25 protein-coding genes are annotated in these 18044 nt (G+C 36.5%); 11 read left to right on the top strand and 14 right to left on the bottom strand.

Translation table 11 applies throughout. The features are described 5' to 3' along the window. Positions 1–62: 62 nt before the first annotated feature. The 4 genes from WQ54_RS29960 to WQ54_RS29970 all read right to left on the bottom strand — a co-directional run bounded on the left by WQ54_RS29960 (position 63) and on the right by WQ54_RS29970 (position 4258). Positions 63–377, bottom strand: a complete 315-nt coding sequence (locus tag WQ54_RS29960) for a CotD family spore coat protein (RefSeq protein ID WP_046590300.1) — start codon at positions 375–377, stop codon at positions 63–65. 84 nt (positions 378–461) lie between these two features. Further along, the gene (locus WQ54_RS35075) at positions 462–557 is read right to left on the bottom strand and encodes a hypothetical protein (protein WP_231597705.1); all 96 of its coding nucleotides are present in this window, start codon (positions 555–557) and stop codon (positions 462–464) included. Positions 558–678: 121 nt separating this feature from the next. Continuing rightward, complete coding sequence (locus WQ54_RS29965) at positions 679–1950, bottom strand: ribonuclease H-like domain-containing protein (protein ID WP_046590302.1); 1272 nt, start codon at positions 1948–1950, stop codon at positions 679–681. A gap of 61 nt (positions 1951–2011) precedes the next feature. Next, positions 2012–4258, bottom strand: coding sequence for a DEAD/DEAH box helicase (locus tag WQ54_RS29970; RefSeq protein ID WP_046590303.1), 2247 nt, complete (start codon positions 4256–4258; stop codon positions 2012–2014). Positions 4259–4459: 201 nt separating this feature from the next. On the opposite strand from WQ54_RS29970, the gene WQ54_RS29975 reads away from it, so the two are divergent. Together WQ54_RS29975 and WQ54_RS29980 are read left to right on the top strand one after the other, a co-directional pair. Next, positions 4460–4684 carry a hypothetical protein gene (locus WQ54_RS29975; RefSeq protein WP_046590306.1) on the top strand — a complete coding sequence of 75 codons (225 nt, stop codon included), beginning with the start codon at positions 4460–4462 and terminating at the stop codon, positions 4682–4684. A gap of 155 nt (positions 4685–4839) precedes the next feature. Next, on the top strand, positions 4840–5109 hold the full coding sequence (locus WQ54_RS29980; protein WP_046590308.1) for a hypothetical protein: 270 nt from the start codon (positions 4840–4842) through the stop codon (positions 5107–5109). A gap of 225 nt (positions 5110–5334) precedes the next feature. On the opposite strand, the gene WQ54_RS29985 is transcribed toward WQ54_RS29980, so the two are convergent. Further along, a complete protein-coding gene (locus WQ54_RS29985; RefSeq protein ID WP_046590310.1) occupies positions 5335–5832 on the bottom strand; it encodes a PTS glucose transporter subunit IIA in 498 nt (165 codons plus the stop codon). Between the two features lie 147 nt (positions 5833–5979). Here WQ54_RS29985 and WQ54_RS29990 point away from each other — a divergent pair, with 147 nt between their 5' ends. Then, positions 5980–6456 carry an Hsp20/alpha crystallin family protein gene (locus tag WQ54_RS29990; RefSeq protein ID WP_046590312.1) on the top strand — a complete coding sequence of 159 codons (477 nt, stop codon included), beginning with the start codon at positions 5980–5982 and terminating at the stop codon, positions 6454–6456. Between the two features lie 148 nt (positions 6457–6604). Here WQ54_RS29990 and WQ54_RS35395 read toward each other — a convergent pair whose 3' ends face one another. Continuing rightward, complete coding sequence (locus tag WQ54_RS35395; protein WP_269431603.1) at positions 6605–6730, bottom strand: hypothetical protein; 126 nt, start codon at positions 6728–6730, stop codon at positions 6605–6607. Positions 6731–6852: 122 nt separating this feature from the next. On the opposite strand from WQ54_RS35395, the gene WQ54_RS29995 reads away from it, so the two are divergent. Genes WQ54_RS29995 through WQ54_RS34085 form a run of 4 tightly spaced genes read left to right on the top strand, consistent with a single transcriptional unit; the run spans position 6853 to position 7694 of the window. Beyond that, positions 6853–7035, top strand: coding sequence for a hypothetical protein (locus tag WQ54_RS29995; RefSeq protein ID WP_046590313.1), 183 nt, complete (start codon positions 6853–6855; stop codon positions 7033–7035). Between the two features lie 6 nt (positions 7036–7041). After that, the gene (locus WQ54_RS30000) at positions 7042–7290 is read left to right on the top strand and encodes a sigma-G-dependent sporulation-specific acid-soluble spore protein CsgA (RefSeq protein WP_046590315.1); all 249 of its coding nucleotides are present in this window, start codon (positions 7042–7044) and stop codon (positions 7288–7290) included. A gap of 22 nt (positions 7291–7312) precedes the next feature. Next, the gene (locus tag WQ54_RS30005; protein ID WP_046590317.1) at positions 7313–7573 is read left to right on the top strand and encodes a hypothetical protein; all 261 of its coding nucleotides are present in this window, start codon (positions 7313–7315) and stop codon (positions 7571–7573) included. Beyond that, complete coding sequence (locus WQ54_RS34085; protein WP_156178262.1) at positions 7551–7694, top strand: hypothetical protein; 144 nt, start codon at positions 7551–7553, stop codon at positions 7692–7694. Before WQ54_RS30005 ends, WQ54_RS34085 begins: the two co-directional genes overlap by 23 nt. A 36-nt stretch (positions 7695–7730) precedes the next feature. Here the strand turns inward: WQ54_RS34085 and WQ54_RS30010 are convergent, their stop codons facing one another. Next, on the bottom strand, positions 7731–8192 hold the full coding sequence (locus tag WQ54_RS30010; RefSeq protein WP_084822387.1) for a YppG family protein: 462 nt from the start codon (positions 8190–8192) through the stop codon (positions 7731–7733). 144 nt (positions 8193–8336) lie between these two features. Here WQ54_RS30010 and WQ54_RS34480 point away from each other — a divergent pair, with 144 nt between their 5' ends. Then, positions 8337–8501, top strand: coding sequence for a hypothetical protein (locus tag WQ54_RS34480; RefSeq protein WP_197089699.1), 165 nt, complete (start codon positions 8337–8339; stop codon positions 8499–8501). A gap of 126 nt (positions 8502–8627) precedes the next feature. Here WQ54_RS34480 and WQ54_RS30015 read toward each other — a convergent pair whose 3' ends face one another. Continuing rightward, a complete protein-coding gene (locus tag WQ54_RS30015) occupies positions 8628–8990 on the bottom strand; it encodes a DUF1798 family protein (protein WP_046590320.1) in 363 nt (120 codons plus the stop codon). A gap of 53 nt (positions 8991–9043) precedes the next feature. Next, on the bottom strand, positions 9044–9304 hold the full coding sequence (locus WQ54_RS30020; protein WP_046590323.1) for a hypothetical protein: 261 nt from the start codon (positions 9302–9304) through the stop codon (positions 9044–9046). Positions 9305–9481: 177 nt separating this feature from the next. On the opposite strand from WQ54_RS30020, the gene WQ54_RS30025 reads away from it, so the two are divergent. After that, the gene (locus tag WQ54_RS30025) at positions 9482–9580 is read left to right on the top strand and encodes a hypothetical protein (RefSeq protein WP_046590326.1); all 99 of its coding nucleotides are present in this window, start codon (positions 9482–9484) and stop codon (positions 9578–9580) included. 102 nt (positions 9581–9682) lie between these two features. On the opposite strand, the gene WQ54_RS30030 is transcribed toward WQ54_RS30025, so the two are convergent. Further along, complete coding sequence (locus WQ54_RS30030) at positions 9683–10666, bottom strand: DUF2515 family protein (protein ID WP_046590329.1); 984 nt, start codon at positions 10664–10666, stop codon at positions 9683–9685. Between the two features lie 135 nt (positions 10667–10801). On the opposite strand from WQ54_RS30030, the gene recU reads away from it, so the two are divergent. Further along, positions 10802–11392: a Holliday junction resolvase RecU gene (recU, locus tag WQ54_RS30035; RefSeq protein ID WP_046590512.1), complete on the top strand. Its 591-nt coding sequence runs from the start codon at positions 10802–10804 to the stop codon at positions 11390–11392. Between the two features lie 241 nt (positions 11393–11633). Then, the gene (locus WQ54_RS30040; protein WP_046590331.1) at positions 11634–14315 is read left to right on the top strand and encodes a PBP1A family penicillin-binding protein; all 2682 of its coding nucleotides are present in this window, start codon (positions 11634–11636) and stop codon (positions 14313–14315) included. A gap of 20 nt (positions 14316–14335) precedes the next feature. Here the strand turns inward: WQ54_RS30040 and WQ54_RS30045 are convergent, their stop codons facing one another. The 4 genes from WQ54_RS30045 to asnS form a co-directional block, all read right to left on the bottom strand. Beyond that, entirely contained in the window at positions 14336–14902 is a 567-nt protein-coding gene (locus WQ54_RS30045; protein WP_052738046.1) for a YpoC family protein, read from the bottom strand. Beyond that, entirely contained in the window at positions 14892–15557 is a 666-nt protein-coding gene (gene nth, locus WQ54_RS30050; RefSeq protein WP_046590337.1) for an endonuclease III, read from the bottom strand. Before nth ends, WQ54_RS30045 begins: the two co-directional genes overlap by 11 nt. Positions 15558–15662: 105 nt before the next feature. After that, entirely contained in the window at positions 15663–16367 is a 705-nt protein-coding gene (locus WQ54_RS30055; RefSeq protein WP_046590338.1) for a DnaD domain-containing protein, read from the bottom strand. A gap of 355 nt (positions 16368–16722) precedes the next feature. Beyond that, a complete protein-coding gene (gene asnS / locus WQ54_RS30060; RefSeq protein WP_046590339.1) occupies positions 16723–18015 on the bottom strand; it encodes an asparagine--tRNA ligase in 1293 nt (430 codons plus the stop codon). Between the last annotated feature and the right edge of the window lie 29 nt (positions 18016–18044).

Consider the following 18044-nt stretch of genomic DNA (forward strand, 5'->3'; position numbering starts at 1 on the left):
TAAATTTTCCTTATATAAAAGATAGAAGGAGCTGATTCATCAGCTCCTAACCAATCTGTTATTTATCGACCAAATGGACCAGGACCGAAACCAGGACCAAAGCCAGGACCAAAGCCAGGACCAAAGCCAGGACCAAAGCCAGGGCGTGGACCTCCAAAACCTGGAGTTGGACCATATACGTTAAAGTGTTGGTGTGATGCTACGTTTTCAACAGATTGAGTTTGAGGGAAATAATGTTGATGCTTATAAAAGTCATGATTTACAATTGTTGTGTGTTGTGGATGGATATGTGGTACGATTGTTTCTGAATAATTGTTTTGCACACAGCATTTAGTCGGGTGTACAATTGGTGCTAATACTTTCGGTTTGCAATACATATTTTATTCTCCTTTCAATCATTTGTCTTACACTTCTAGCCTATGATGAAAGGAGTATACATGTACTAATGCAAGTACCTAATTTTATAGAAACGCGTAGAAGCTTTCTTTAAAGTTTGAAAAAATAAAAATAGTCAAAACGACAACGATAAAAAACAAGTATAAAATGCTTTTGTACACGTTATTCTTCTCCCTTTTATAGTCTGTACAGTCCCTTATTTTACATCGTTCAACAGAAATCTACAATTGTTTATTTATGAATATATATAAATTCATCAATTCGTCATTCTTTTTGGCGAAATCACTCATTTTTTGCGCTTGCCCGGGCAATATTTTCGGAATATTTCCTCTTCAGTCTCATCTTTCTCTTTTGAAGTTCATCCAATTCTGATGTAAGTGATGGTTGCTCTTGAATAAGTTTTTTTATTGTCTTTTCTGCATGCTCACTATAGTAGAGAGCTTTCTCCACATTTTTTTCCTTGTGCTCATAATACTTTGCCAATTCTATAGATGCTTTTTTTACAATTCCCTGATTAGTTGATGTTGAAACAATATCTATCCACTTTTCCTTTGCCTTTTCCCAATCTTGTTGTCTTTTATGATGTAAGGCAAGATTAAAGGTCGCTTCATCTCTATGGTCTTCCCCTTTATCAGCCAGTGATTGAAAAGCAGAAAACGCAGAGGCTTTATCACCTACATAATCTAACCACCTTGCAATTTCATAGTGTTCAATCGTACTAGCCGTTTGCTCTGTGTTTAGAAGCTTAATAGATAAATGGGTATATAGTGTTATGAGGGATAAAACATCTATCTCATTATGCTTAAGTACACCCATAATAATCTCTGGGTGCTGCTCTTTTACAAATTGAAAATACAGCATGGGAGCTAGAAAGCCTGGAATATCATTTTCTCTAACAATTTGCAGAATCTTTTCTTCTACATTAGCTAGTCTTACAGAATCAAGTTCATTTTTCCAAAGTCTTCTTGCAGCATGAAACAGATCAAAATGACCAAATGCAGGAAGACTTGGGACGGACTCCCGAATTAATGTATGTCTTGTTTTAACCTGCGGCCAGTCAAACGCCTTGCCATTATAGGTGACAAGTGTCTTGCTATTTATACCTGTTAAAAAGCTTTGGTATAAAGCAACTTCATTACCCGGTTTAGGTAATAAATGCTGCTTAATCACAACACGATCTGACAAAACCTGTGCCTGCCCTAACAAAAAGATCGTATTTCCCGTTCCACCGCCGAGACCAGTAGTTTCTGTATCAAAGAAAAACAATTCACTCGCCTTGTGACCTTTGCATGATAACGGATGTGAAGAGTCACTTTCATTCCACATGGATACGATGTTGTGGAACTTCCCGAGCTGATAAAGTCCATGCTGATAATCTAAAGGGTAAGTCACTTCCCTTATTAAACAAGATTGGCCGTCATAGGAATATATCTGAGCTTGGTGCTCTTTCCATCGTTCAGCAACAGGATTAGATTCTTCCTTTTTTGTTTCAGGGGAATCTTCGTTTCTAATAACATGCTTTTTCATGCGATTTAACTTATTTTTTAACGACATTTTCCTCATCCTTTAATATCGTAAGAAGCTTATGTGAACTTTCTTAATTGAATGTGAAAATCTAAAATTGATCTAACAGCTGTACACTTTTTCGCTTAGCGTTTATACCTTCTATTTCTGTACCTATGCACGAAGGGCAGCCGTCATTACAAGGGCATTTCTGAATAAGGTTTTTTGCAGCTGATCTCACTTGTTCGAAACGCTTATAAACATCTTCAGCTAGACCAATTCCGCCTGGATAGTGGTCGTATAAGAATATAGTAGGTAGTCCTGTATGCGCTGCTTTTATTTGTGTAACCACGTGAATATCATTTCTATCGCACATAACATGTACAGGTACTACATGCTTTAATACGTTAGATATTCCTAATAAAAGCTGTTCTAAAGTCTTTTCCCCTATTTTTGGGTCTGTTTCTTTTAGTTCTAACCATGCTGCGCTAGTGTGTAGTTCTTCTTCGGGTAAGTGGATAGGTCCAGAGCCTATGTTTTCGAAAGTAGACAACTTAATTTTTTTAAAGATCGTCGGTAAAGCATTTACTGTTACGTCACCGTAATTTAAAGATGTAGTCGATCTTTTTACTGTTTTGTCTATTTCTAATACTTTTAAGTTTACAGCTAGGTTAGCATCTGTAAAGTATTCTACGTCAACTTCCCTTACGTATGCTTTTTTATGGTCCCAGTCCAGCTTTTCTACTTGATACTGTACACCTTCATGTAAATAGATTGCTTCGTCATGTAAAAGTGTCATAGCGCTAAAACGGTCCATTTCCCCGATAATTTTTACGTTAGCTGTTTCTGATTGATCGACAATAACAACGTTTTCCTGGGATGCCGACCGTAAGCTTATATTTCCAGCTGGAAAAGATTGATTAGCCCAGTAAAACTTATCGCCATTTTTATGTAAGACACTTTCTTCCACCAGGTATTCTAAAATGTCTGTAATGTCTAATGGTCCGAATTCGTCCCCTTCTTTAAACGGAAGTTCATAAGCAGCACATTTTAAATGATCGACTAAAATAATTAGGTTTTCTGGGTTTATTCTTGCTGACTCTGGTGAACGATCGAAAAAGTATTCTGGGTTTTGTACAATATACTGATCTATCGGGGTAGAGCTTGCGACCATTAGTATTAACGCTTCTCCATGTCTTCTACCTGCTCGTCCTGCCTGTTGCCATGTACTAGCCACACTTCCAGGGTAACCTGTCATTACGCAGACCTGCAGCTGTCCAATATCTACCCCTAATTCTAAAGCATTTGTACTTACTACCCCCAGGATTTCTCCTTCCCTTAAGCCTTTTTCTATTTCTCGGCGTTGCTTTGGGAGATAACCACCCCTATAACCTCTAATTGATCTAGGGCCGATCTTCCCCTTAACTAATTCCTGTATATGACTTAAAATTATTTCTACTCTGACCCTGCTTCTAGCGAATACGATCGTTTGAATTTTATTCTTTAAGAATTCTTTTGCTAAATTATTAACTTCTACAGTAGCGCTTTTTCTTATGTTTAACGGCTTATTAACGATTGGGGGATTATAAAAAACAAAATGTTTTCTACCTCTTGGCGCCCCGTTATCATCAATTAATCGAATAGAATTACCTGTTAACTGCTCAGCTAATTCCTTCGGGTTTGCGATAGTTGCAGAAGTACAAATAAAAATAGGGTTACTTCCGTAAAATTTACATATTCTTTTTAGTCTTCTTATTACATTTGCTACATGGCTGCCAAATACCCCACGGTATGTATGAAGTTCATCTATAACCACGTATTTTAGATTTTCGAAAAGACTAACCCATTTTGTATGGTGCGGAAGAATAGCAGAATGTAGCATATCGGGATTAGTAATAACGATATGTCCAGCCTTTCTTACTACCTGCCGAATAGCTGGGGAAGTATCCCCGTCATAAGTATAGCTTTTAATATCTACACCCATTTCGCTTATTATCTCGTTTAATTCGCTTTTCTGATCTTGGGCAAGGGCTTTTGTTGGGAATATGTATAATGCTCGATTAGTTTCATCTTCTGCGATTGATTGAAGTACAGGAAGGTTATAACATAAAGTTTTTCCAGAAGCTGTAGGGGTAACTGCAACTATATTTTCACCTTTTTGTACCGTTTGAAATGCGGTATATTGATGTGTATATAACTGATCTATACCTCTTTTACTAAGCGCAGCTTTTATTCTATCGTCAACGCCTTCTGGTATATTTCGAGTTCTAGCTTCCTGTGGCTCTATTTCCTGCCAATTAACAATATTTTCATTATTTCGAAGTTCGTCAATTAAGTCTGAAAGTGATTTTTTCCTCATGTGCTTTTTTCACCTCTTTATGATGATTAGTTTAGCGAATATTTGTTTGTATTTCTAGTCAAAAAAATTAACAAAAAATACGTCCTTTATAAAAATGTAAAGTCCTTGGGCTTATTAATTAAAAAGCTTTCGCAATTTTAAACGCCTGTAGACATTACAAAATAAAAAAGAATTAATTCAAAAGAACATGTTTTATACGATATGGTTATACAGTACTTAGCTGTAGCAGAACGTTTCGAAGATCTTTTAGAAAAGGACGAACAAATGGACCTTTTAGCTAACCTATTCCCTAGATCTCTAGTTTACGCTGATGTTATTATTATGACTGGAAGCTTACCAGGGAATATTCCATTAGAAATATGGGTACCTGTAGAAAAAGAACTGATCCAGGTTAAAGTAAAGACTACTGGTATTAATTCTAGCTGAAAACTTACCGAAAAAAGATGTTTTTGCGATTCGAAATAACAAAGTAGGAAAGTCATATAGCCAGCTGGCAGAAAAATCTGACGTTTCGGGGTCTACAATTGCAGCTATCGTTAACCGCCAGACCTGGACGCATATTTAAAGGGGGCTCATTAGTTTTGGAGATAATAAGCCATTCCTATAGGCGTCATGGTAGCATAGAATTTATTTTTGACAGGTTCCCGCTTTCGAGGGTCCTTTTTTACCCAATTAAAAACTATTACTTTATTAAACATGTAAAATGGAACCCGCTGGACCCAGAAGTAAAAACTGACGACCTAGAAGAAATGCAGCTGCTCGTCAATGAGTTCTTAGGCTGCATTGAATTTTACAAACAGCGAAAAGCATATAAAGAAAAGCGAACAAAAAATACGTACAACCCTATGTAATTATCAAAGGTTAGTACGTATTTTTATTCTCTTAAAAATTGTTGCCATTGCCTGAACAGTAACATTTCCAGCCTCAGCCTTATCATTTGACTGAAGCAAAACTTCTTTCCTCCACAACAGTGTTGTATAACATCATTTTACCGAATAAACGTTCGTAAATAAATAAAAAGCAGAAAAATTATTCTGCTTTTTAATGAAATCGATGCATTTCTAAGAAACGTGAATTTATTTTACTTTAACTTCAAGAATATTTGATGTACCTCTTGTAACACTTCCAGTTGAAGCTTTTGTTAAATTTTCAATGATATCAGAATTTGTAATAATGATAGGAGTGATCGTGCTCGCTGCTTTTTCTTTAATTAATTCTAAATTTGCTGTAATTAATGGATCTCCAACTTTTACTTTCTGACCTTCTTTTACATGGACTTCAAAGCCTTCTCCATTCATGCTAACTGTTTCAAGTCCAATATGTATAAGTAACTCCATCCCAGTTTGTGAACGCAGACCGATTGCATGCTTTGTGTGGAAAACTTGGATAACTTGTCCTTCAATTGGTGCAACAACAATACCTTCTGTCGGTTCAATCGCCATTCCTTCACCCATTAACTTCTGAGAAAAGACAGGATCTGGTACCTCTTCAATATTGATTAATTTTCCGGTTAATGGTGCGAATATTGTTTCTTTAGTTACTTTTTCTTTTTTTCCAAATAATGATTTTAACATAATCATGCTCCTTTTCTTTAAAAAGTTCTTTCATGAGAAAAGCTTAGGTTCACTTACTTTAACAACTTGTACCCCATTATTACATAAACCATTTTTTCAGGGTCTTCATATAATAATTTTGAAATAAACCGTGTAAGGAGGGGCACAATGAGCAAAAAAGATGATTTGGTTCCTAAAAACAAAGAACAACCAAACAATGAGCTTGATTTCTTCCAAATTGTAGAGCAATTTTTTCGTTCTGAACCAATTAAGCAATTTATGAATGAATTCAACACATTACTAACTGATTCTTTTCCCTTTCACCATATCAATATAAACACCTATGAAACAGACGAATCCTATGTAGTTGATTTACAAATTCCGCCTGTAAAAAAAGAACAGGTGAACCTTGAACTATTTGATCAGTATTTAACAATTACGATCTCAAATCGTGAAGAAATCAACGAATTTAACGAAAATTCATCAACATTTAGATCCTATACCTCACAAGGAAGCATATCAAGGACAATTTTGCTGCCATACCCAGTTAAAGAAAATGAAATTAAAACATCCTTTAAAGAGGGTTCCTTAAAAGTTTCCATTCCAAAGAAGTCCAAACAGATTTTACTTGACGATGAATTCTAAAAAAATAATATATCATAATAATAGAAATATGAAAAGGTAGCTGTCTCAGAAGGATCAGCCCCTCCAAAAAGACCAATATATGGATCTTTCATTACTATAGACCTATATATTATTCGAGGGGGCTGACCCTTTTTGTTTGAGACCTTTCTTAACTATTTTTATGTGATTTGCTTCCATACTTTGGGTTTTCTTCCGGTGTCGGATCTTTGGCTAAATCCTTCGCTGATAATGTTTCTTTATTGTTCCCATTTTGCTGTCTTTCCACTTTGCCCATTTAACATCACCCCTTTTTGTTATCATTTCTCCGCATAAGAAATCTATAACCGTAAAAAAAACCAAATTTTGTCGCGAGAAAAATAATCTATCCTTCAAACAATAAACATGGAGGTGAAATTTATGGACATTCAAAAAAATAACTTGCCTGATTTTAAAGAATTAAATGACCGAGTAATTGCTGAACCATCTCCTTCCCCATCTATTGCCATCAAAACGAATCTAGACAGTGATGATATTACGAAGGAAAACCCTTATTCAACAAGCCACGCTTCATCTGAATTTAAAAACTTTTTTAAGGAATGATTATGTATGGATTTTACATTAGGTTATCTCAGAGAATCGATCTCTAATTATGAGCAAAGCTCTGTAGCCAAAAGAATTAGCGATAAGTTAGAAAAGGGGGATTTCAAATCAGAAAGAGATTTTGTTTTAACACTTGATGAAGATGAAATCCAATTTTTAAATGATGTGTTACCAGATGAAATTAAATATGCATTTAATGAGCAGGATTTTATAAGAGGCAATCAATTAAATGAGGTTTATGAGCTATTACTTTAAAGACATACTAGGAGTTGGAGTCATGAATCGAAACAGTAATCACTATATAAATATTAAGTTCCAGACAGGAGCCATTGACAGAGAAGGGGTTAATGGATGTCAAGTTGAAGATGTTATAAGTGTTTTGATCGAAAAATTAAAATCTCATCAAAACGGAGAATTTGCTTGTCCTGAGAATTCAATAGCCATTTCGAATTTGCAATCTGCAAACTATGCTCTTCGAGTACGAAAGGAACGTTTGGAGGAAGAACCTATTAGCCATGAATACAATGAAACCTTTTAGTACAAAAAAATATTCAAATACAGATGTTGAAGAAGTCAAGCGTTTAAATGCTCAATCAGGGTTATCCTACAATGAAGTCAAACAACTATTAGCAGAACAATATAGAAAAGAGCGAAAATGAGGCCTTCTCGTTTTGCTCTTTTCTTTGTAATCGTTCTTATGATTTAAAAATTGAAGTAACCCCTTTGAAAAGACCGCCCATTTGGTTTACGGCACTCATCATTTGCCCTGCAGTGTCCATCATCTTATTTATATCCAATTGGCCATCGGATTTTTTAAATTGTGATAGGACGGTTTGAAATCCTGAAGGCTGCTTAATATAAGGTGCTGGCTTAGGATATGGAGTTGGATATGGCACATTCATAAACTGACCATTCATTGTACTTGTTTGACTCCCCCCATAAATAGGTGGGAAAGGATTTTGAAATGATTGCTGGTAATGTTGAAGATAGGGCTGTTGATAAGGATTTTGAAATTGTTGGTGAAGCATTGCTGAATTCATTTGTTGACTACTTTGAAAATCAGACGGTTGTTGCTCATAAAAAGACGGATATGATTGAAAATAATGAGTTTGTCTTTTCCATAATCTTCTTCCTTGATAAGGGTGATACTGATACATTTAACTTCCTCCTCCCGCAAATCGTATCCTAGTTGTTATTACTATATGAATAAAATGCCCAGAGGGTGAAGCAAAAAATGCATACATGATTAGCCGGATATTTGCTCATATTAGAAGGGAAACACAATAAGGGGGTTTTTTTATATGGCAAGAGGTAAACATTTTAACCATAAGGAAAGAGGACATGAACCAACCTTTCCAAAGCATGGAAGCGAGGTTCCGGGAAAAAACACCGAACATATGGCATATGAAATTGAACCAGTCGCAAGTGATGAAACAGGTCCGGTAAGTATTAAGGTTGAAAAATAATACGAATAGGGGCTGTTTTAAATAGCATGGAGCCTAAACAAACACATAGATTTAAAATTGTTTACATTTCTATACAATGTGTTTTTTGGGTGATTGACCCTTGGTTTAACACAGCCCCTCTAGTTTTCAACTGATCGTTTGTTCCTCAGAAAGGATACTTTTTAGAATATACTCGATCGAGTTATAAAGATTATGGAATCTTTGATTATTTATATCATTATAAAACGACTGTAATATAATTTGTTCGATATGTTCAATGGCTGATTCAATCTGTGTCAGATGTATATATTTTGGTTTTTGTTCCTTTACCCAAGCCTCGGCTAAAGACTCCCATAGCTTTGCCTTGTTCATTCCAAATTCAAAAGCAGGCTTAACCTTCGTAAAAAAATACTCTTCCGTTTTTTCCGGCTTCTTCTCAAGGCCTTCAAACCTCTCTTTACAGTCATTTATAAGCTGCAGAAGCTCATTTGAAAGCATAAATAAATTCAACACAACTTCACCTCTGCATTTATCATACCAAATCAATCACATATACGAAAATTTTATATATTGGGGGCGGCAATAGAAAAGCAGGAAGCATGAGTTCGATACGTATCATTCTTTCGTTGTGTTTCCTTTTGTATGTCTAAACAGGAAATTATTTCAGTTAAATGCTGATCAATCTGAGAAGCGTCCTCCATTAATTTTCGTTCCATGTTCTCAATGGCTGCCTTCTCCTTAAAAGCTTTCTCAAGTGCAAATAGCTCTTGTTCCAACTCAGCCAATTTCCCTTCAATGACACTCTTTTCAATGATATTTTCCATCGTTCTCCCTCCTCTTACGCTACTAATTCGCTGTAAAAAAACAACTCCCTTCACGCTTGACAAAACTAGTTTTTATTCGTCAAAGAAAGTGAAAAAAGGCATTCTTCGACATCCATGTTCGACCTGCATGGAAACAATTACATTTGTAAAGACTACATAACGGGAGGTGCATAAACAATGGCAAAAAAACCAAAAGGTAAACAACAAGCTGCTGAAGAAAAAACACGCAGTACTGGCGATAAGAAGCTGGATGGACCTAATCGTCCTTCAACTTAAATAATGTTTCAAAACCTATACTTAATCTAAAAAATTAGAGGCTCAAAAAAGGGACAGTCCTTTAGTTATTTGGGACAGTCCCTCTTCGAAATGAAAGCCTCTTTACCCATTTCTCCAATATTCTTGCAGCAATGATAATAAATGCAGTTGATCTTGCTTATGTTTAAACCACTCCGTTAATTCATAGTTTTTTGGTATCTTTGTTGCTTTAAACCACTTTTTTGTTGATTGCCCATGAAACCAATCCTGTCTTAAAACGTCTATATTATGTGAAACCTCTGGATACGCTGTACGTAATAAAGGTGTTTCCCTTTTTCGTTTTTCGGGAAAGAATTGTTCATAATCAAATCTTGTGCCTGTGTGTGGAACAGCTTGTGAAAATGCTACAAAGGAAGAATTTAAACCAGAATCAAAAAGAAGCCATGCCAAGCGTTTTCCAAGTTCAATCCGATTTATCAGCTGGTTAAAATTTTTAACGGTAAAACCAAACAGCTTCCCATTCAGGGTTGGAAAAACGACTGTACTAAAATGGAAAAAATTTTGGATCTGATAAATGGTTGTCTTAAACACCAGACGCTTGTATAGATTATTGTTTATAACTGGTGATTGGATCACATTTTGCTCATTAATAATTAGTGCTGTCATTAATCGCTCGGTATTGTGGTTCACCCAAAACTCTTTCCATTCCTGTATCATAAATTGCGACACATGGAAATGATCAAGCAAATCAAATAGCGGCTCATTTATCTTTTTTGACCATTCATAAAGAAGAAGCTGTGGAAATGCATCGTCAAAAATAGTCCAATTTGCACATTCATATGTCATAAAAAGCAAGGATCTCTGTTCCATGCTTAAAGCTTTTCTAAACCATTTACCATGCAGGTCTGTCATACTCCAGCCCGCATTTCTTGATACCATACTTGCAAGGAACGCCCATTTTATTTCAGGGTGATGATCATAAAAATCTTCATAGGCTTTTGTTCGGGAGATATTGTCGTAATTTTTGATTCTTGTCGTATTATCTATAGATGTGATGATTTCTTGTTTACATAATGTCTTTTGTTTATTCGCTTTGCTTTTAAACATTGGTTCCACCTCATACCAATTATCGTCTCCTAAATGATTGGAATGTACACTTAACAAAATTGAAACTTTTTTATCATTCCTTTCTTAAGATTTTTGGTATGATAAGTAGTAGTTTATTTTAGGAGGTTACCTATGATTTTTCGTTATCCAAACGGAAAGCCTTATGAACCAAAGGAACAAACGAAACAAAAAAAGCATCCAGACATCACCTATAGCAATCGAGGAATGACGCTTGAAGAGGATTTAAATGAGACGAACACTTTTTATCTTGAAAATAAATTAGCTGTTATACATAAAAAGCCGACACCTGTTCAGATTGTTCATGTAGATTACCCTAGAAGAAGTGCAGCTGTTATTAAAGAGGCTTATTTTAAACAGAGTTCTACTACTGATTACAATGGAGTTTACCGGGGGAAATATATTGATTTTGAAGCAAAGGAATCAAAAAACAAGACTTCATTTCCTTTGCAAAATTTTCATGCTCATCAAATTGAACATATGAAAAATGTCGTAGATCAGGGTGGAATATGCTTTGTTATTTTATCAGCATTTCAAGCATGTTATTATTTGGAAGCACAATACCTTTTTACCTTTTGGAATCGTCAAGAATCTGGTGGAAGAAAGTCTATTTCAATTAATGAGCTTAATGAATATGGCCATAAAATAACGTTAGGATACCAACCTAGGATTGACTATCTGAAGATTATAGATAAACTATACTTTTAAGATAGTATCAAAAAAGTGCAAGTGCCTTAGGATAAGACGTTCATGAATATAAGGTATAATTACTTTTTATTCATGAGCGCCTTAACCCTTAAGGTGCTTGGCGCTTGCAGTCAAGAGTCATCGCATTGACTGTATCTCTGCATGTCATATGCCCTTTGCCAGGCTATGCCGCTTAGCTTACACATGCAGACATATAATAACGCTTTTTCATGGAAGCCTATTATGAAAGGTTGGTAGTAAAATGTCAGAACAGTATAAGAGTCGTGAAGAACGCAGGAAACAACAGGCTCAAAAAACGACAAAGAAAAAAAAGAATAAAAATCATAAATCTGCACCACTATGGAAAAAAATATTTTTAAGCTTGCTTGCCATTGGAATTGTAGGAATGGTTGCTGGCGGGATCACATTTGCCGCTATCGTCGCTGGTTCCCCTAAATTAGATGACAAAAAGCTAAAGGATTCATTCTCCTCCACAATTTACGATATGAATGGCAAGGAAATTTCCGAGTTCGGTCAAGTAAAACGGACGTATGTTCCATATGATGATATCCCAAAAGTTCTTGAGGAGGCAGTGCTTGCAACAGAGGATGCCCGTTTTTATGAGCATAACGGAATCGATATCATTCGCTTAGGCGGGGCTCTAGTTGCTAATGTTCAAGAAGGTTTTGGTGCTGAAGGTGCTAGTACAATTACCCAGCAGGTCATTAAAAACTCACTATTAACAACTGATAAAACCGTTACACGAAAGGTACAGGAAATATGGTTAGCCTTTCAACTGGAACAAAAATATTCGAAACAAGAAATATTAGAAATGTATTTAAACAAAATTTACTTTCCCGGAAACGTTTATGGAGTGGCACAAGCTGCAGAATCTTTCTATGGAAAAGAGTTAAAAGAGCTGGAACTTCATGAGGCTGCGATGATTGCAGGGATGCCTCAAAGTCCGAATAATTATAACCCAAGAACAAATCCAGAAAGCGCGGAAAAAAGACGCAATATCGTTTTAACTTTAATGGCAAAACATGGATTCATTACAAAGGCTGAGGCTGAAGAAGCTAAGAAAGTACCGGTTCAATCAACTGTTGTTGAACCAACAGAAAAAGCAAACACATACCATGCATTTGTTGAAGAAGTTATTGAAGAAGTAAAAGAAAAAACAGACATTGATGCCGGTTCAGCAGGTTTGAAAATTTATACAACCTTAGATCCTGAAGCACAAGATACAGTCGAGGAAGTCATAAACGGTGACAGCATGGATTTTCCGGATGATAAGATGCAGGCAGGCATTACCTTACTTGATACAAAAACAGGTGAAATCCGTGCGATTGGCGGCGGACGCAATCAGCCTGCAGGCGGATACAATTATGCAACAGATACTAGACGCCAGCCAGGTTCGACAATTAAACCTGTCCTAGATTACGGTCCGGCAATTGAACATTTGCAATGGTCAACAGCTGAATCAATTGATGACATACCATATACGTATAGTGATGGAACGCCGATTAATAACTGGGATAGAAGCTATAAAGGGCAAATGACGATCCGTGATGCATTAGCTGATTCAAGAAACATCCCTGCTTTAAAAGCATTGCAAGCTGTTGGATTAGAAAAAGCTCAAGAGTTTGCTCAAGGACTAGGAATTCCGCTTCCGGAAATTTACGAGCCTTATGCAATTGGCGGATTTTCAAATGGGGTCTCCCCTCTCCAAATGGCTGGTGCCTTTAGCGCCTTTGGAAATAATGGGGTTTTCAATGAACCGCATGCCGTTAAGAAAATTGTCTTAAGTGATGGAACTGAAATTGATCTTGCTCCAGAACCTAAAGAGGCAATGAGTGATTATACTGCCTTTATGGTCACAGATATGATGAAATCAGTGGTTGAGTATGGTACTGGTAAATCCGTGAAGATACCAGGTGTAAATATTGCTGGAAAAACGGGAACAACAAACTTTTCTGCAGAAGATAAAGAAAAATATGATGTCCCTTCAGGTGCATCCAAAGATGCGTGGTTTGTCGGGTATAATCCGAATTATACGGCAGCTGTCTGGACAGGATATAATATTTCAAAGGATAGTGAAAAGGTCTATTTAACATCTGAAGATCAAAAACTGGCAAGAGCGATGTTTAAAGAAATATTCTCTGAAATCGCTGGTGATGACGATTCTGACTTTGAACAGCCAGACAGTGTTGAGAAAAAATACATTGAAAAAGGGTCAAAGGAACCCGTTTTGGCTAGTGAATATACGCCATCAAGTATGGTATCAGAAGAATACTTTGTAAAAGGTACTGCACCTAAAAAAGAGTCAAAGAAATATGTAAAGGTAAAACCAAATAAACCATCAGGCTTATCAGTCAATTATGATCAAGTAACCAATTCAATCAGTATTAACTGGGGCTATGATGAAGCTGCATTAGAGAATGTTTCATTTGAGGTAAGCCAATCAGTCGATGGCGGACAATACCAAGTTGTCAATACTTCGAAAAATATGGGATACGAAATAGCGGATGTCACTCCTGGATCGACTTATTCCTTCAGGGTTGTCGCTGTAAATGATGAAGACAGTAGCAATCGCAGCGGTACTGCTTCAACAAAAATTCAAGTCCCTAAAGCAGAAAATGACGTTCCAGTGCTTCCTGATGATGAAGAAGAAAATCAAAATGACGAAGGCAACGGAAATGACAACGGGAACGGCAATGAGAATGGAACTGAAAATGGTAATGATAATGAGAATGGTAATAACGGAAATGGCAACGGAAATGGCAATGGAAACGAAAATGGTAATGGCAATACCGATAATAATGACGGCACTCAAACTGATGATGGCCAAAACTCAGGCGATACTGAAACTCAACAGCCTGGAGATGAAGAGATTCCTTTAGACATTAACGGGATAACAAACGAGGAAGAGGAACAACAAAATTAAATAAGAAGATACAAAAAGGATCACTCCGTTGGGATGATCCTTTTTGTTTGATTAAAACGTTGTATTGCTAATGATTTTGAGAACATTTTTTCAAATTCATTAAATAATTGCTTAAGTTGGATAAAAGAATGATATCCTGAAGGTTTATTGATGATAAAGAATAAACGCTCCTCACAATTTACAGGTTTTAGCGGCAGCGCAGAAATCATCATCTCAGCAGGTTTCAAACTGGGCACTGGCATGTGATTTGTCCAATAAAGACTGACTATAAACAATGAGATGGAGTGAACCATGTCCTCCTCTTTGCGTAACCCTGTTTCTTGGTCAGTAAATGCCTTTTGTAAAGAAGGCATGATATTCTTCCATTGCTCCATCACTGCTGGGATAACAAGTTCAGGATTCATCCAGGGAGCCCTGTTTGTTTCTTCGCCTAAAAAATGAAGCATATCAAAATAAAAGGGTTCTTTTTTCAAGATTTCTACAAGTTCTAACTCATTATGGTTATTAAACGTTCCGCCCTTTTTAAATAACGGTGAGCATAGAAATGATGTTGGAACCAAATAGTCATTTCTATTGTTATTTTGCATGTAATGCCTTCTCCTTTTTCATCCTTTTTTGCCCTTCACGGCATAGATGAAGTAGCGGGCAGACTTCACATTTAGGCGATTGTGCCTTGCAATGGTAGCGACCAAAAAAGATCATGCGATGATGCGTATCTGACCACTCTTCCTTCGGTATTTTTCGCATTAAGGTTTTTTCTACCTCAAGAACAGAATCCTTCCAGCGGCAAATACCTAAACGCTTGCTTACCCTCTCTACATGGGTATCAACTGCAATCGCTGGGACACCAAAGGCAACAGATACAACAACATTCGCTGTTTTTCGGCCAACCCCAGCAAGTTTTGTTAATTCCTCATGTTCACGGGGAACTTCCCCATTGTAATTTTCAAGTAAGGTTTCACATAAGCTACGAATATTCTTCGCTTTATTTCGGTACAATCCAATTGATCTAATGTCCTCTTGTAATTCCTCAAGCGTAACAGCTAAATAATCCTCAGGCTTTTTATATTTTTTGAAAAGATTTTTCGTTACTTTATTTACTAAGGCATCTGTACATTGTGCTGATAACGCGACTGCTATCACTAGCTCAAAAGGATTTTCATGTACCAGCTCACAATGTGCGTCTGGGAACATCACTTGAAACGTATCCAAGCATTCGCGAATTTGGACTTTTGTCAGCATTTCTTCACCTTCTTTCACATCAAATTACGAATCGTATAGTTTTATCTTAGGTCTTGTTAAATTGCCTGTAAATTGCATCGAGAGGTGCCCGCTTTAAGCGGACACTCAACTTTCCAGCCAATTATAAAATGGAACCTTTCGTTGATAATCTTCCGTGCTTACTTGTCCATTTGCGGCATTCCCTTGATGCTGACGGAATTTTTTTGCATGGTTCCTAGCTTGATCTATCGTTCGTATTCCATTCTTTTTCCATTCAAATAGGATTCGATCAATATAACGGAAATTTAATTTACCAGACATGACTGCTTCCCGCAGAGCGGCTTTAATAATAACAGGATCATAATCATCTTGATCAATCCAGATTGCTAAAGTTTCACACTCAAATGGTGATAATGGTCGTCCAAACTCATTTTCAAAAATGGTATAAAGACTTTGGTCCTCTTGAAGACTATGTTCCTGCTCTTGCTTACTTTTCTCCTGTTCCATATACGTATATAATTTATCCCAAAGCGGTTTTAAGGAATAATTCTCAAAAAGGATTGTATTTTCTTCACATTCCTCTATCGTTAAAAACCCTCTTTGAATTAAGCTTCTTAATATGGAGGTACAAGCAGAAGTTGGGATTGACATGTGTCCGGAAAGCTCTGTAGGGGTTGGAAAATGATTGCCGATTTGTTTAAATTTCTTTACTTGTAAAATCATCATAAATTCTTCTTCATTTAATCCTAATTTTGCATAATTATCAAATAAAATAACGGGTATAGATACACTCCCCGTTTCTTGTAGAAATATAAACTGTTCCTTATTCATCAAACACACCTCATCTCAAGTATAACATGACGGTTATGAACATTGAATACATTCACACTCGGTTGTTTTTGCCAATCAAATAAATAAGATGGATTGAAAAAAAACGGATTCTCCTTAATTAGCAAAAGGCAGATAATCTCCTTATCAATAACAGGGATTTATATCTTTAATCTATAAGTATCTAAACCGATGAGTGTCCCAGCCGGGTCCGTATCCTCTCTTGGCTGCACCTTGAACGCTTCCTGTGCCTCAGAGCTGGATGAAGTTCATTTAAATAAAAAACGACTCTTGAAAAGCTTTTAAAAGCAGTTAAGAGTCTGTTTTTTACATGTATAGATGATTTCTCTTTTCTTCCTTACGGATAAAGTCGATTTAATAAACGTGGGAATGGAATTGTCTCTCTTACATGCTCCACGCCACTTATCCATGCTACAGTTCGTTCAAGGCCTAGTCCAAACCCGGAGTGAGGAACAGATCCATACTGACGCAGCTCTACGTACCATTTATAGGCTTCATTATCCAGTTTATGTTCATCTAAACGCTGCTTTAATAACGCTGCATCATGTATTCGTTCTGAACCGCCAATGATTTCCCCATAGCCTTCAGGAGCAATTAAGTCAGCACACAATACAACATCTTCACGATTTGGATCTGGCTGCATATAAAACGGCTTTAAGCTTGTAGGATAGTGGGTAATAAATACCGGTTTATCATATGCTTCTGCAATCGCTGTTTCATGAGGCGCTCCAAAATCATCGCCCCATGTAATGTCGGAAAATCCATTATTATGAAGAAATTCAATCGCTTCATCATAAGTAATTCTTGGAAATGGAGCCGTAATTTTTTCTAATTTAGCAGTATCTCTTCCCAGTGTATTTAGTTCTAATGAACAGTTTTTTAATACGCTTTGAACAATATAGGATACATACTCTTCTTGAACCTTTAAATTATCCTCAAACTCATAAAAGGCCATTTCCGGTTCGATCATCCAGAATTCAATTAAATGACGCCGCGTTTTAGATTTTTCTGCTCTAAAAGTAGGTCCAAACGAAAAAACCTTTCCTAACGCCATTGCTGCTGCTTCCATATAAAGCTGTCCGCTTTGTGATAAATACGCATCCTCATCAAAATATTTTGTATGAAATAACTCTGATGTCCCTTCAGGTGCACTTCCTGTTAAGATAGGCGGATCAACTTTAACAAAGCCCTCTTTATTAAAGAATTCATAAGTTGCCCGAATGATCTCATTTCTTATCTTCATCACGGCATGCTGACGTTTTGAACGAAGCCATAAATGACGATGATCCATTAAAAATTCGGTTCCATGCTCTTTAGGAGTGATAGGATAATCAACTGATTCAGCAATTACTCGAATGTTTGTTACACCTAGTTCATAGCCAAATGGTGATCTTTCATCTTCTCTGACAATACCTGTCACAAAGATTGATGTTTCTTGTGTTATGGATTTAGCCAGCTTGAAAAGATCTTCAGCTACATCCGCTTTGACAACAACACCTTGAATAAAACCCGTTCCATCGCGTAATTGTAAAAATGCAATTTTTCCACTTGAACGTTTATTTGCAAGCCAAGCGCCAATTGTCACTTCTTCTCCAACATATTTTCCTACTTCAGCTATCGTTGTTTTCACGAAAATTCCCTCCAAAAAGCTCCGATGAC

Origin of the sequence: Bacillus sp. SA1-12 (assembly GCF_000981385.1) — a bacterium.
Classification (GTDB): domain Bacteria; phylum Bacillota; class Bacilli; order Bacillales; family Bacillaceae; genus Metabacillus.